Origin of the sequence: Moorena sp. SIO1G6, from assembly GCF_010672795.1 — a bacterium.
Classification (GTDB): Bacteria; Cyanobacteriota; Cyanobacteriia; order Cyanobacteriales; family Coleofasciculaceae; genus Moorena; species Moorena producens.
In genome coordinates, this window is record NZ_JAAHFZ010000049.1 from 1 (window position 1) to 15,777 (window position 15,777).

Genomic DNA, 15,777 nt, shown 5'->3' on the forward strand with positions numbered 1-15,777 from the left:
CTATCAGCTATCAGCTATCAGCTATCAGCTATCAGCTATCAGCTATCAGCTATCAGCTATCAGCTATCAGCTATCAGCTATCAGCTATCAGCTATCAGCTATCAGCTATCAGCTATCAGCTATCAGCTTATGGGTTACTTGAGGTGCTACTGTTCGCGCAGCTTGTGCGTAGCGCAATCGGTGCTTTTAGGTGCGCACCTTTGAATAAAATAAGCTGATAGCTGACCGCTGAGGGCTGAATGCTCACTAAAAAACAGTTGAAAACAGCTTTTAGTTGTGCTTAAGCACAATTCCTAACAGGTATTGTCATTGGTTAGTAATTAGTGGTGATTGGTAAAGTGTGTCAATGCCAGACATGATATCAAGTCCGGTTAATCACGTCTAAAATGGTTGATCCGATGCCTGTGAATTTTGAATTTTGAATTTTGAATTTTGAATTGCTAATTGCTTATGGTTAGTTAATTTTCAAGGTTCAATTTACTATCAACCAAGAAGGATAAGTATTAAATCGGACATGATCTGAGATAATTATCTGCAATTAAGGTAAAAAACTATCATGAAGACACAAATTGCTGCTACAGGATTAGTCTTTTTCTCTTTAATGTTGCCCCTCAAGGCAAATGCTATCGAGTTGTTTAGCAAGATGTATATCTTTGGAGACAGCCTCTCTGATCAAGGCAATTTATTCAATGCCACCGCAGAGCGAATTCCCCCCAGTCCACCTTATTTTGAGGGACGTTTTTCCAATGGTCCCAACTGGGTGGATTATCTCGCAGGGGATTTGGAATTAAACCCCACTCTGTTTACCACTATTGGCTCAGGTGCTATCCCGACTGTTGGCATTAACTTCGCTTTTGGTGGTTCTACTACAGGCACTGGACAAACTGCCCCTGTTACCTCCTCTGGATTGGTAGTTTTACCAGGATTGCAACCACAGATTGATGCCTTTACTGTTCCCCTGATACAAGCCGGTCAGTCGGCTGACCCAGATGCTCTGTATATAGTGTGGGCTGGTGCTAATGATTATCTACCCAACCAAGGCAGTTTTGAACCATTTACAGAAACTGACACCACTCTGGCAAATTTGTCAGATGCACTGCAAGACCTGACTGAGGTTGGGGCTAAGAATATTATGGTAGTTAACTTGCCAGATTTGGGCAATACGCCCATTGCTCTGGGAGTTGATGGGCGTGTTCCTGGTACTAGCGATGCCCTCAACACTTTGACAGAAGACCATAACTCTGGTTTGTCTGAACTACTCGATCAATTCAGTCAGACTCCCGACTCAGATGTCAATATCATCCCGGTTGATGTTAATTCTATATTTAGGGAAATTCTGGCTCAGCCGACGGAATTTGGTTTCACCAATGTAACTAGTCCTTGTTTGAATATACCAGCACAATTTGTATGTGAGAATCCCGAGGAGTTTTTCTTCTGGGATTTACAACATCCAACTACTGGTGTTTATCGAATCATTGCGGATTTAGCCCTGTCAGCATTGAACGATCCAAACCCAGATAATAACAATTCACACCCAGCTAATGTTCCTGAACCAGCAACGGCTTTAGGTCTATTCGCCTTGGGGGCTTTAGGGATAGGTTCTAAGGGAATCAGGAAGAAGGAATAGGGGATAGGGAATCGGGAATAGGGAATTTAGAATTTAGAATTTAGAATCGGGAATCGGGAATTGGGAATCGGGAATCGGGAATCGGGAATCGGGAAAGACAGGGGAGTGTGGGAGGTGTGGGAAGTGTGGGGAGTTTGGGGAGTTTGTTATTAAGGGTAATTATCTCGATATGATATCAGATGAGCAACTGGCTCCCCAAGACAGCTTAGGTGCGCTTGACCCGTAATTAAATTCGCCACGGGTCGCACCTCTGCATCGCTTTTCGTCAATTCTTCTTCCCTGTTCCCTGTTCCCTGTTCCCTGTTCCCTATTCCCAACAATGACTAACAATTACGACCAACTGTTCAAAACCATAGAAGAGTTAGTTATGCACCATTCCCCCAGTGGTGCGGAAGAGGAAATTGACCAATTGTTACTGCATCGGTTTCAAGCTTTAGGGGTGGAAACTTGGCAGGATCGGGCTGGAAATGTCATTGCGAAAATCCCTGGTAAGGATGCTGGTGCTAGTCCCATTGCGATTACTGCTCATAAAGATGAAATTGGTGCCATTGTTAAACGGATTGCTGAAGCAGGACGGGTGGAAGTGCGCCGGTTGGGGGGTTCTTTTCCTTGGGTTTATGGTGAGGGTGTGGTGGATCTGTTGGGGGATAACTATACCATTAGTGGTATTCTATCTTTTGGCTCACGTCATGTTTCCCATGAATCTCCCCAAAAAGCGTTGCAGGATGATGCTCCTCTACGTTGGCAAGATGCCTGGATTGAAACGAAATGTAGTGCTACAGAATTGGCAGAGGCTGGGGTGCGTCCAGGGACTCGTATGGTGGTTGGTAAACATCGTAAGAGACCTGTGCGGCTTAAGGATTATATTGCTAGCTATACTCTGGATAATAAAGCATCCATCGCGATTTTGCTAACCTTAGCCCAACGGTTGAAAACTCCCGCAGTTGATACTTATTTGGTGGCATCAGCAAAGGAGGAAGTAGGGGCAATTGGGGCTTTGTATTTTACTCAGAATCAATCTCTAGATGCTTTGATTGCTCTGGAAATTTGTCCGTTGTCTGCGGAGTATCCCATCGAAGATGGACCAGCACCAGTGTTGCTCTCTCAAGATAATTATGGCATCTACGATGAAGGGCTAAATCGGGAATTGCAACAAGCGGCAGACAGTTGTGAGGTCCCGATTCAGTTAGCTGTTATTGATGGTTTTGGCTCTGATGCTTCCATCGCCATGAAGTTTGGTCATGTTGCTCGCGCTGCTTGCTTGAGTTTTCCTACCCAAAATACCCATGGTTTTGAAATTTCTCATTTGGGTGCGATCGCAAATTGTATCGAGATTCTTGAAACCTATATTTCCTCAGTGATCAAGAATGAAGAATTTAGAATTTAGAATTTAGAATTTAGAATTTAGAATTTAGAATTTAGAATTTAGAATTTAGAATTTAGAATTGAATTCTACCTTCTGCCTTCTACCTTCTGCCTTCTACCTTCTACCTTCTACCTTCTACCTTCTTCCTTCTACATTCTACATTCTACATTCTACATTCTACATTCTTCCTTCTACATTCTTCCTTCTACCTTCTACCTTCTACCTTCTACCTTCTACCTTCTACCTTCTACCTTCTACCTTCTACCTTCTACATTCTTCATTCTTCATTCTACCTTCTACCTTCTACATTCTTAGTAGGGTTATATCCAAATGGTGGGGTTCATAGCTCGAACTGTTCTGGATCTATGCCCTTTGCTTTTAATTGCTCTAGCAAGGCTTGCAAGGAAGCTTCTGCTTGCTCTGCCCGTTGACGTTCCTGTTCTTTTTCGAGTCTTTCAAGCTCTAAAGCTTCCTCCGCTTGGTCTGCCCGTTGGCGTTCTTGTTCTTTTGCTAGCCTTTCGAGCTCTGCCTGTTGTTGAGCAAGTTCTTTGAGCTCAATAATTTCCAAATACGTAGCAAAAGGCTCGCCATTGGGATAATACAGCACCAAGTCCGAGCCTACTAACTCAAAGGTAATTCCTAAACGGGGACTAACCCAACCCAGCATCTGGGGGATTGGTTCTAGTTTTTCGGCTGAACGCAACCAGCCTTTTAGTTTTGTCCGATTTGGATCAAAAAGATAGTACTCTTCTACTTGATGGTTCTGGTAAAACTTGAGTTTATCCTCTTCTAATTCCTTGATGGTATTCGTTAATGAGGCTATTTCAAATACTACCTGGGGATTCATGTTATCTTCAACCCAGGTTTTGTAGGAACGCCGATGCCCTTTCGGTCTACCCACAACCACCATCACATCCGGGGCTTGATTGATTTTGGGTTTTCCAAGTTCTGGATACCACAACAAATCCCCGGCAACGAATACATTGGGGTCATCTTTGAATAGGGCTTCCAGGCCATACTTAATGGTAGTAATTAGTTCAAATTGAAGGGTATTGTCCGCCAAGGGTTTGCCGTCACTTTCGGGATATAAGATGTCATCGGTGCTGGGAGTAAGCTGCTGAACCATAGGAAATACTGTTACCAGAGCTGATCATCCTATTCTATCTTACTAATTTAGAATTTAGAATTTAGAATTTAGAATTTATAATTGAAGTCTGTATCCTAAATTCTACCTTCTACCTTCTACCTTCTACCTTCTACCTTCTACCTTCTACCTTCTACCTTCTACCTTCTACCTTCTACATTCTACATTCTACATTCTACATTCTACTGCTTAGACAAGTCTCGGTACCTATTCATCCCTTAGCAAGCCAGTTTATGTTAAATTTGAGTTGACTTTTGGCTTAAGTCCCATTAAATCGGGGTAACGTCTTTTACTGAGCAACTATCATGACTCATTTTGGCATCATTTGTCCTGCTGCTTCTGGTCATCTTAACCCTATGACTACGTTAGGTTACGAACTGAAACAGCGTGGTCATCGCGTCACTGTATTCGGCATTGAAGACGCTCAACCAAAAGCTCTAGCTGCAGGATTAGAATTTCAGCTGATTGGCAAGTCGGATTTTCCCAAAGGAGCCACAAAAGACTTATTTACTCAACTAGGTAATCTCAGTGGATTTAAGGCATTCCAGTATACAATCAATTGGATTGTCAATGTAGCAAAAATGTCTCTTCGGGATGCTCCAGACGTAATTAAAGCAGCAGATATAGAGCTGTTATTAGTAGATCAAGCTTCTCCAGCAGGAGGAACTATCGCTGAGTATCTAGACATTCCTTTTGTAACTGTATGCAGTGCCTTAATGTTCAATCGGGAAATGAGCGTTCCTCCCTTTAGCATGTCCTGGAATTATGACCCTTCATGGCGGGGAGTTCTACGCAACCGAGTGGGTTATGAACTGTTTAATATTATAGGTGAATCCCTGAAAAAAGTTATTAATTATCATCGTAAGCATTGGAATTTATCTACCTATAATAATGCCAATCAATACTCTTCACAGTTGGCTCAAATTAGTCAACAGCCTGCTGAATTAGAATTTCCTAGAAAAGAACTACCGTCTTGTTTTCATTTCACAGGATCTTATAGTAACCCAGCGAGTCGAGAAGCTGCACCTTTCCCTTATGAAAAATTAACTGGACAACCACTGATTTATGCTTCTATGGGAACGTTACAAAATCGGCTTCTGTGGATTTTCCAAATGATTGCAGACGCTTGTGTGGGATTGGATGCTCAATTAGTAATAACTTTAGGTTGGGGAGTTAATCCAGACTATTTGCCAGACTTTCCAGGCAATCCCATAGTTGTTGGCTATGCACCTCAGTTAGAACTATTACAAAAAGCGACTATGACTATCACTCATGCCGGAATGAATACGACTTTACACTCTTTAAGTAATGGAGTACCAATGGTAGCTATTCCCATTACCAACGAGCAACCTGGAATAGCAGCCCGGATCGCTTGGACAGGAACAGGAGAAGTCATACCTTTGAAAAAATTGAGCGTGGATAAGCTACAAAAGGCTATCAAACTGGTCTTAACGGAAGATTCCTATAAAAAGAATGCCTTGAGGCTACAAGAGGCAATTAAACGAGCAGGGGGAGTGAGTCGAGCGGCTGATATTGTAGAACAAGTGGTGGATACAGGTAAACCAGTTTTGGCTTCAACAAAACAATAATAGAATTATTACAAGGAATAATTTTATGTCTTATGGTGCTCACATTGTAACGGGCAAGATGCCCATTCCAGGCCTGATGCCCGTTCCACGCCTGATGCCCATTCCACCCACCGGTTCAAACAGCAACAATGAGATGCACCCAAGGAATCAACCCGGTTTGAAAGAAGAGCGATATATCCCTATTTCTGCTTGATTTATTTTTTGAAAAGCAGCTTGGGAAAGAGCATCGCCGAAACTATCATTCAACGGAAAAAGACCTTTAACCACTGACTTACCTAAAGAATAGGCTAATTTACATAATTCACACAGAAGCTCTGTCAATATTTCTGGCTCTCCATGAAGATAACCAATATAAAAATCTTCCTCTGAAATTTCCGAGTAACTTTGAATAGCTATACCTCGTAAACGTTCATTTTGTCTTAATCCGAAAACTTTTCCCCCAACCAGACAGTCTTTTAATAACTCAGGAGTAAGGGTTTGACATTTACCAATATTTTCTGTGCAAAAACTTTGTTTATGATCTAATAAATTTTCTCTAACTATCAAAGACCAAATATCATCAAAATTTTTCAATTCTAATTTAAACAATTTGTTGATTTGTGAAGCCAAAATATTAGCTTTATAGATACTATAATTAGCGATTTTTTTATCTCCTCGGCCAGAGACAATTTTCAACATTATTTCATTGTCAGACAAGACACAGTAACGTAATATAGGAACATTTAATTGAGATAAATACTTATTTGTATAGGAATCTAATAATTTAGATAAACCTCGCCGTCGATAGCGACGATCTACTCTTAAGGAACTTAGCCAAGCTTCCTGTTTTGACAAAATAACTACTTGCTGCATTGCCACAGGGATATCATCAAGAGTAACTACAAAAACTTTATTTTCAGGATTGTTAATCCGTTTATCCAACACTAAGTGCATGTAATCTTTTTGATGTTCCCAGGTATATTGACAGAATGCCAAGATAGGTTCTACATCTGAAATTTGAGCTAAGCGAATCTGGAATTCAGTCATCTATCCTTATGCTGTGGGTGTCTTTACAGGTTCGGTGCGTTACGCTGGAGCGATCGCTATCCCGGCTTTTTGCCACCGATAAAACCATGTTCCCACGATGCACCCACTTTCCATAGTGTTCTGGTCACCTCTCCCAGGGCTGATTACTTAAGTTGACTCGATTCATTAATGCACTCTGCCATCGCTTATTGTTTAGGATACAACCAGTTTGACAACACGCCCTAGTCCCAGGTCCGTAAACTGACTATTTATAATTAATTTACAATTTAAACCTAGGGAAATGCGATCGCATTTTGAGCAGATACCCACCAACAAATACCTTAGTGCTAGCGTGCTTCTCTGTGTGTTTGTTGGCGGTAAATCTGTAAGTTGATTAATATCAAAGCCGCTTTATCAATAGGTTATTAACAATCTTGTTAATTTAACATAACATCAAACAATCCTCCAAGCTCTTTCCTACTGCTCCCTGCTCCTTGCTCCCTGCTCCCTAAAATATAATCCAAAAATACATCATAAAATTGATATTTGTTATATATCAAACCCCCAAGCTAATCAATTTTTAAATTTGTAAAAAAATGTTGCAAAAATCTAAAAAGATCCTTGACATTTGCCAAAATATTAGTAATAATGAAAATGTCCGATATTTCCATAATATTTATGGACAAAAAGCCGCGCTTTTCACGTCAACCAAGAAGCGCGGCTTATGTCCCCAGTCACAAGCTATGTGTGAGGTAATTACATCATGCCAACAAATCGCTCAAATGACCATCTGAATCATCTGATTAACTGTCAGCGAGCCCTAGACCGCCTTGCCCAAATTGCCAGGAGCCAATCCACACAGCCACATTCAATTCCTGGTCCCATCACCGAGCGAGAAGAAATCTTGATCTACCTATACAGCAACTGCCGACTATCCATGACCCCCCAGGAGTTTTACTGGAAATGGCAAGTTAACCAAGAAGACATCGCTAACATCTGCTGCCGCTCAACTTACGCTGTCAACAGCTGGCTGGCTCAAGGTGCTCGCTATAAAACTCCCTCTTCCGATTCTTTGCATCATCTGGCCTTAATGGATTTCCTGCTAGAAAATTTCGAGGCCATTCCAAAGGAGTTATTAAATCAGCTCTGCTCTAAGGTTAAAAGTTGTTAGAATTAAGAATGTAGAATGTAGAATTAAGAATGTAGAATTAAGAATGTAGAATTGAGAATGTAGAAGGCTGAAGGCTGAAGGCTGAAGGCTGAAGGTTGAAGGCTGAAGGCTGAAGGCTGAAGGCTGAAGGCTGAAGGTATAATGTATAATGTATAATGTATAATGTATAAAGAATAATACCTAATATAGACTTATCAATTCTAAATTCTTAATTCACCATTCTAAATTCTTAATTCTACATTCTAAATTCTTAATTCTACATTCTAAATTCTTCATGGGGAACTTTTTATCCGCAGATTCGTCAAAGCCGCCAAAGCTACGATATTCTACACTCAGAGACTTTCCTGATCTGATCCATAAACCTGGAAAATATCCTGATCTGAGCCATCAATCTGGGAAAAATGTATATATTAATCTAGTTGGAATTAGCAGAGAACCCACGGAGTCCACTTATGAAACGTTACAAAATTCTTTCCCTACTAGGGATAACAGCAGTATCGACAATCACTGCTACTCAGGTTTTAGCTATGGATACAGCTTCCTGGAACTTAATCACCGAACCTGACTCTACTGGCAATAGTCTATTGGAGGATGTTTCATTCCTTAAATACACTATATTTGATACCGCTGCTAGCGCTAGAGAGCCCGGAGATCAAGATCCTATCCCGCCACGCTACGACAGCCCACAATCGGGAATTCAGTAGAGTCCGCTCCAGCTAGAGATTGATCATATCCATAGCATTCTTATTTGATAGGTGAAGGTACTCCCTTAAGGAAAGGCAAGAGGCAAGAGGCAAGAGGCAAGAGTTAATCAACTAGCGATGCTTTCCTTATAGCAGTCGAAGTAAAGGTTAAAACATATTTCTGTTCCCTATTCCCCTGCCCCTTATTAAGGATAAACATTGCTATAAAACCTTCTTTAGTATTGCCTTTAGTATGCATACCTTTTGCCTTTTGCCTTAAAAGCTAATTTACTCTTGCTCCTCTATTCCCTGACATATTTTTTTGTCTTCTGTCTTCACATTCGGATTATTGTTCAAATAATTACCGATCTGATCACAAGCACGCTTCAGTAAAGAATTCACATCGTTGAATTGACTGTAATCTAAATTCCAAATACTCACTCGATTAGGTGCGTTAATCGAGACTAGGGTTTCACCGTCTGGACTGAAATTCACAAACTCCACACGTTTAGAACCCTGGGTTAACGTTGCGATTAAAATTCCATTGGGGTCCCATAGTTTAACTGTGCCGTCCGCACTAGCAGAAGCAATAATGTCTCCTTTGGGGTGGAAACTGACATCATGAACAGTTTTTGTATGCCCTACAACAATTTTTTTATCCCCTACTCCTTCTTTAGGCTCGAATTGCTGCCAGGAGATGTCGTTACGACTCCAAATTACGATAAAACCACGGGCAGCACCTGCCACAATGCGCTTACCATCGGGGCTGAAACTAAGGGAGGACAACTGGCTAGGCCCATTAAGGGTAGTCATGAAAGTTCCGTCTTGCTTCCAGAGTTTCACTGTCTTGTCATTACTGGCAGAGGCAATTAACTGACCATCGGGGCTGAAACTAACCCGATTAATCGCATCTGTATGTCCTTTATCTCCCGCTAAAGTACGTAGCAATTTCCCTTCCCTGGTCCAGAGTTTCACTGTGCTATCCTCACTCGCAGAGGCAATGATTTGACTATCAGGACTGAAACTAACGCTATTAACTGGAGCGCTATGCTCCTCTAGAGTATGTAGCACTTTCCCCTGGCCATTCCAGAGTTTCACCGTCTGGTCATCACTGGCGGTGGCAATTAACTGACCATCGGGACTGAAATCAACCCCCTTCACAAAACCCTGATGTCCCTCGAGGGTGAGTTCTCTAATCTGCTTCTTGGGGTTCCAGAGTTTGACCGTGTTATCATCCCGACTACCAGAAGCAATTATTTCACCATCCGGGCTAAAACTAGCACCATAACCATATACTTTATAGGTAGGTTGGAAAACCTTAGGCAAGGTTTGGTCAAGACTCCAAAGTTTGACAGTGAAATCAACACTAGCTGAGGCTAGCATCTTACTGTCCGGAGTGAAACTAACCTGATTGACAATATCTTTATGACCAGGAAGGGTTGAAATTGGTGTACCATTACTAGTCCAGAGTTTTATTTTTCCGTCACTACTCCCTGAGGCAATCCACTCACCATCAGGACTAAAGCTGACGCTGTTGATAGGATGATCATGTCCTGCCAAGGTTTTGTCTAACGTTCCATCACGGTTCCAAAGGTTCACGGTCTGATCATCACTAGCTGAAGCAATGGTCTGACTATCCGGACTGAAAATTACACTCCAAACAGCCTTGTTATGCCCTTCTATAGTTTTGATGAATGTACCGTCACTACTCCAGAGTTTTACCGTTTTGTCCTTACTAGCTGAAGCAATTAACTCTGCGTCATTGCTAAAACTAACGCTCAATACAGCATCTTGATGTCCTCTCAAGGTTTTGAGCAAAGTCCCATCACGGTTCCAGAGTTTAATAGTTTGATCACCACTGGCTGAAGCAATGGTCTTACCATCCGGGCTAAAACTTACCCACTTCACCCCCTTATCATGTCCTGTCAAGGTGTTAATTAACCTTCCATCCCGACCCCAAAGTTTAACGGTTTTGTCTTTACTGGCAGAGGCAATGATTTGATTATCAGGGCTGAAACTGACGCACCACACTCTATCCTCATGTCCTTTTAAGTCTTTAATGAATTTGCCATCACGACTCCACAGTTTGATGGTTTGATCAGAGCTAGCTGAAGCAATTAGCTGATTATCAGGACTGACGCTAACACTCAAGACACTACCTTGATGTCCATCTAAACGATGGCGTTCTTGGGTTAAGTTGACTGCTTCCCAGAGGTTAGATACAGTCTCTTTTCCAATTTCTGATTTGGCTATTTTATGGTTTAATCCTTTCCCTCCCTTGATACTGCTTAAAAGGGCATCAAGCTGATTTTTATTTACAAGAAGAGATAGCTGATATTTAGCGTTTAGTTTAGCAAGGGTTGCCCGTTTTTCGTGGAATTCTGCCGATTGCCACAGCCCGATGGCGATAGCTGCTAATATAGTCATCACCAGGCTAAATCCCCCTAACCCCATCAGCAACCGTTTCCGAAGCCGTTGTCGGGCTTCTCGCTCTTTTTCAAGTTCTGCTCTCATATCAGCCCCTTGTCGTTGTCGAATGAAATCTACTAAATAATCATGGACTAATTGATAGCGATCGCTATAAATCTCTCGTAACAGCAGCACTAAGCCAGATTTAACAAAAATTTCCAACACTAAATCTAATCGTTTTAGCTCTGTGTCTACATCAGCTGCCAAGGCTTTTAATTCTTTTTCCAAATCATGGCGAGTTTTGAGAGGGCGGGTGTTGTTTTCATCCGTTAGTAAGTACAACACTAATTCAGCCGCCCGTTTGTTCTCAGCACCACAGGCTTCCACTACTTCTTCTAAGTATTGGTTGACTAATTCAGCTTTTGGGTGATTTCCTAGATGTTGATACTGTTGTAGGGTGGTAATTTGGTTTCGTTCCAGTTGCGCCCCTACCACTTGCAACTCAATTGGTCGAATCTCCCCTAATTCTTTGCCTAAATCCTCCACTAATTTATCAATCAGTGCTTGCTCTAGGGGAAACTGAGTTTGCTCCGTTAAGCCTTCAAGATATAATTTGGCATCTGGTGGGGTAAGATTCCCCAAGTCAAACAGAATCCTTTTATCTAAAATATTGTTATTAATAACCTCTAAATCGATTCCAAACTTATTACATTCCAACAGGCAATGTAAATAATCCTCTCGCACAGACAAGATTACCTTTACATAAGGAATATTCAGACAGTCTCGCAAAAATTCATAAAAACCTCGCCTCTGCTTGGGGTTTGAGCAAACCAATAAAAACTCTTCAAACTGGTCAAATATTAAAACAGTAAGCAAATTTTGCCTAGCATTATTGTGCAACTGCTCAAGAATGAGGGCGGTTGAATCAAGCTTAGTAGATACAGATGCTAAATTTAGTCTCTTCTTCAGCGTCTTTTTTAAGGATTTGCCTAGTGCTTGAATCCAATTCCTATAAACTCGCTGCAAAACCGGCAATACCCAACGGGTATTAATGGTTTTCCGTTCTAATGCTGGTATTAATCCCGCCTCAATCATCGAACTTTTCCCCGCCCCGGACTGTCCATGAATCACAGTTAGTCTAGAGCGCTCCTGTTCCATGCGCTCAATCAGACGATTAACATGGTGTTCCCTGCCAGAAGCCGCAATTTCTGGCGCTATCCTTTCTGAGCACTCAACCGTTGCTAAAACTGGGTTAGTTACCTGCTGCTTAGGCTGCAATCGACCAGCACCAATGAATGCCCGAAACCCAAACCGGCTCTCAATCCCCTGTTGGTCTTGTTTAATCTTAAAGGCAGTGAGATAGTGCCCTTGTTGGCAATAGGCCTGATGTAATTCCTTCAAGATACCAATATAAAGTTCTGGATCATAGTGGGGTTTGGTTTCTGCTCTCGCGGTTTCCAAGTTATAAAGTGCTGCTTGTAATTGACCAACATGTTTTTGCGATCGCATAGCCCCAAGCAGTGCTCGCCCCAAGGAAAATAAATACCAACCCTTGGCAAAAGACTTGTTCCAGTCTAAAAAAGTTTCTTGTTCCGGTGAGGGATTGACTATCTTAGCTGATGCCGTTGATTGCAGAAAAAGCGCTTGTTTGGAATACTGTTGCGCTTTTTTAAAGGCTGATTTGGCTAGGGCTACTTCAGCCAAAAAGCCATAAGCTTGTGCCATTCTGAACGGATCAGAATAGGTTTGATGGAGCGCCAAGGCTTTGTTGGCAACTTTCTCTAACTCCTCCCAATTTGACTGGTGCCGAAGTGCCTCTGCCCAAAAATTAATATATTTGGCAGCTAAGTCGAGGCGGTTAGCCTGCTCAAGACCCTCAACCGATTCCTGAAAATAAACTTTTGCTTGTTCACAAGCTTGCTCCTTCTCAGCTTGATGCCACAGTGCATAACCAGCCCACCACAAGCCTAAACAGAATAGTACATGTCCACGGCGTTCCAGGTTATCGGTTTGTTTCCACAGAGCTAAACTGCGCTCATAATGCTGTCGAGACTCTTCTTGAGAATTATCAGCCACTCGACCAAGCACAAATTCCAAACTTGCTTCTAACTCAGGGGCTAAGGCCACTCCCCGCTTTTCCAGGTCCTGTCGTGCTGAGTGTAATTCCACATAGGATCCAGAGTCTTTGTTTAAATTAAGAGTACAACTCTGCAAAAACTCAGTTTCACGGGAAGCTACCATCTTGGCAAACACCTGATCAGTGGTTTGCTCAATAAACTGAATTAATTGACCGCTGCTAATCACAAACTCAACACAGCTTGACCAACTGTGGAAATCTGGCACTGACCGAATTAGCATTTGCAGCAACTTATCCGTCACCCACAACACCAGTGGAAACCGAAAGTTCCGAAACTCTTCCCGAATCTGGTTAGTTGCTGTCAGCACTTCCTCTATGCAACTTACTGAGTCTATCCCAGATACCATCAACGCCTCTGGCTGTTCCGGACCTAGCTCTTCCACAATAGTGGTATAGAGAGTTTTAACCGATTGCTCTAAGACCAGCTCCCTGATCGGAATAGAACATTGCTCCTGCAACTGCTCAATAATTTGTGTCCTCAATACCCCATAGTTACCAACCGCTAAAATCAACGAAAATTCTCCCTGAGAAAAAGTAATCAGTCTGATTAGTTCTCTCAAGGAATCTTGGTTGTGATTTGCGGTTGTATCTAGCATGACTTATAGTATTTCTCAATTGGGTGAGGCACAAAGTTTTGGGTTTTAGGGAGCAGGGAGCAGGGATTAGGTCGTAAACTGGACGCAGGTAAGGGAGGGAGTGTTAAACAACTATGTGTACATCATGAGCCTGATATTTTTATGACTTCATTTACGCCCTTTAACCGGACAGGGAGGTAAGTATTCAGCATTCAGCATTCAGCATTCAGCCGTCAGCCGTCAGCCGTCAGCATTCAGCTGACGTAACAAAGATTAAACGAATGCTTAATTGTGTTATTTAAAAGCTGATAGCTGATAGCTGATAGCTGAATGCTTACACAGGGAGTCATGGAACTGAGTAATTTCAGGTAGAGGTTAATGCTGAATGCTGATAGCTGATAGCTTACGGCTGATAGCTGATAGCTGACAGCTGACGGCTGATAGCTGATATTATATTTAGCTTTAATTCAACTCTTTGGCATCAGCTAACACCGGATTGATATCATACCAACATCCGTGACCATTACAATACTCAAACACAAACAAACTCTTCAACAGGATTTGGTATTCCTCCTCACCCCTGACAGTTTTGTGTTCAGCCACATGTCTGAGCAATGCCCACTCATCTGGTGTAATTGCCCTGCTCAATTCATTGCGACGCTGACTAATCACACTGTCTACCAAGTTACGAGATAAAGGCGGTTCGTCTTTCCTGAGGCAGTTACGGAGCAGCACCAACAAATTCCTGACATGACCCCCACTAACTAGACACAGCCGATCCAAGGTCTGTGGGCTATCAAACACTTTTGTAATTAAACCGATCCGTTGCTCTGGCTCCACATCTGGGAAGGCTCTGGCTAAGACCATCTCTCGCAGCAAAGCAATTCCGGCATCACTGGGACTACCATCTGGTTCTTGTACCTGTACCATCGGTAACAGTAAATGCTCACAACCAAAGCGATTCCTGAGGTTTTCTTGGTCATTGGAAAATGCCAAAATCAGGGGAATGGTGTAGACCACATGGCATTTGAGTTGATTAAGATACTCCCCCTGGTCTACAAACAAATATTCTGGCTGATTGCGTTGCCCTGACTTAGGTTTATTATGGATCCGGTCAAGATTATCCACAATCACCACTAGTCCAGCTTTACCCTGCTGTTGCAGCTGCTGTTGAGCTGGTTCAATCAGTTCTGTATTAATCGCTTCTACAATATTGTTGACCCGTGGCTCTAGATGTTGTCGCAATAGGGAGCGAATGTCCTTAGAATTCTTAGCTTTGGTGGTAATTTCCCCAATCCCAAAGGCTAGGGAATACTCCCCCTCTTGTGAGCTGATGCCAATCTCATCAGGTATGTTAACCCTTACACCAGCGGCCTGAAACTCAGGAACTTTGAATTTCAACCCGGTCACCTCGGAGTTTAACAACTTAGCCGCCCCTTGCACTAACCCTCGGAAGCGGGTGGGTTGGAGTCTAATTTTAGCGTCCTCCAGACTTTGAATCACCTGACGAGCAATGGTCAGCAAAATATCACTGATCTCTACATCTGCGAGGTCCAAGTCATTAGAGGACTCAAAATAGACGACATGAAATCCCTGTTGTTCTAATTCCCGTTTCAATCGCGATAACTCGGTAGACTTGCCACAGCCCATGTGTCCGGTAAACAACTGACAGGTGGGTTCGTCTTCTGAGAAGGTAATGGTGCGTCTGAGTTCTCTAATAATATTGCTGCCCCGCACCTTGGAAAAATCAATGTAATATTGTTGGTCTTCAGCCCTCCCCACATTCAGGGTTTTACTAGGATTACAGACCCGAAAAAATCTGCGGAAATTGACTGTCATTAAAATTCCCCCCGGTAGACGAATTGACTATTGTCAGATTACACCCCGATATCTGCCAGATCGACATCGCTGACCAATTTACGCTGCAAACGGATATATAGCGCCTATATAATTTATCGGCTTAATAGCTACACATTATGCAATTGACATTTTCCATTAACTGCAATAAAACGTAACATTATTCTCAATCCTGATGGTATATGATGCCGTAGCTGCGCAGAAAGTTGCCTGA

General features: G+C 42.3%; 9 protein-coding genes. 5 read left to right on the forward strand and 4 right to left on the reverse strand.

Going from position 1 to position 15,777, the window contains the following annotated elements; translation table 11 throughout:
* Positions 1–556: 556 nt before the first annotated feature.
* A complete protein-coding gene (locus F6K63_RS28690; RefSeq protein ID WP_008189944.1) occupies positions 557–1,627 on the forward strand; it encodes an SGNH/GDSL hydrolase family protein in 1,071 nt (356 codons plus the stop codon).
* A gap of 319 nt (positions 1,628–1,946) precedes the next feature.
* Positions 1,947–3,014, forward strand: a complete 1,068-nt coding sequence (locus F6K63_RS28695; RefSeq protein WP_008189942.1) for a M42 family metallopeptidase — start codon at positions 1,947–1,949, stop codon at positions 3,012–3,014.
* Between the two features lie 319 nt (positions 3,015–3,333).
* On the opposite strand, the gene F6K63_RS28700 is transcribed toward F6K63_RS28695, so the two are convergent.
* A complete protein-coding gene (locus tag F6K63_RS28700; RefSeq protein WP_008189940.1) occupies positions 3,334–4,119 on the reverse strand; it encodes a Uma2 family endonuclease in 786 nt (261 codons plus the stop codon).
* Positions 4,120–4,442: 323 nt separating this feature from the next.
* Here F6K63_RS28700 and F6K63_RS28705 point away from each other — a divergent pair, with 323 nt between their 5' ends.
* Positions 4,443–5,726, forward strand: coding sequence for a glycosyltransferase (locus tag F6K63_RS28705; RefSeq protein ID WP_287313831.1), 1,284 nt, complete (start codon positions 4,443–4,445; stop codon positions 5,724–5,726).
* Positions 5,727–5,873: 147 nt separating this feature from the next.
* Here the strand turns inward: F6K63_RS28705 and F6K63_RS28710 are convergent, their stop codons facing one another.
* The gene (locus tag F6K63_RS28710) at positions 5,874–6,752 is read right to left on the reverse strand and encodes a GNAT family N-acetyltransferase (protein WP_287313832.1); all 879 of its coding nucleotides are present in this window, start codon (positions 6,750–6,752) and stop codon (positions 5,874–5,876) included.
* Positions 6,753–7,494: 742 nt separating this feature from the next.
* Here F6K63_RS28710 and F6K63_RS28715 point away from each other — a divergent pair.
* Both F6K63_RS28715 and F6K63_RS28720 read left to right on the forward strand, forming a co-directional pair.
* Entirely contained in the window at positions 7,495–7,902 is a 408-nt protein-coding gene (locus F6K63_RS28715; RefSeq protein WP_287267393.1) for a hypothetical protein, read from the forward strand.
* 452 nt (positions 7,903–8,354) lie between these two features.
* Positions 8,355–8,606 carry a hypothetical protein gene (locus F6K63_RS28720; RefSeq protein WP_287267390.1) on the forward strand — a complete coding sequence of 84 codons (252 nt, stop codon included), beginning with the start codon at positions 8,355–8,357 and terminating at the stop codon, positions 8,604–8,606.
* 267 nt (positions 8,607–8,873) lie between these two features.
* On the opposite strand, the gene F6K63_RS28725 is transcribed toward F6K63_RS28720, so the two are convergent.
* Positions 8,874–13,727, reverse strand: a complete 4,854-nt coding sequence (locus tag F6K63_RS28725; protein WP_287267389.1) for a WD40 domain-containing protein — start codon at positions 13,725–13,727, stop codon at positions 8,874–8,876.
* 441 nt (positions 13,728–14,168) lie between these two features.
* Positions 14,169–15,545, reverse strand: coding sequence for an ATP-binding protein (locus F6K63_RS28730; protein WP_287313833.1), 1,377 nt, complete (start codon positions 15,543–15,545; stop codon positions 14,169–14,171).
* Positions 15,546–15,777 lie beyond the last annotated feature (232 nt).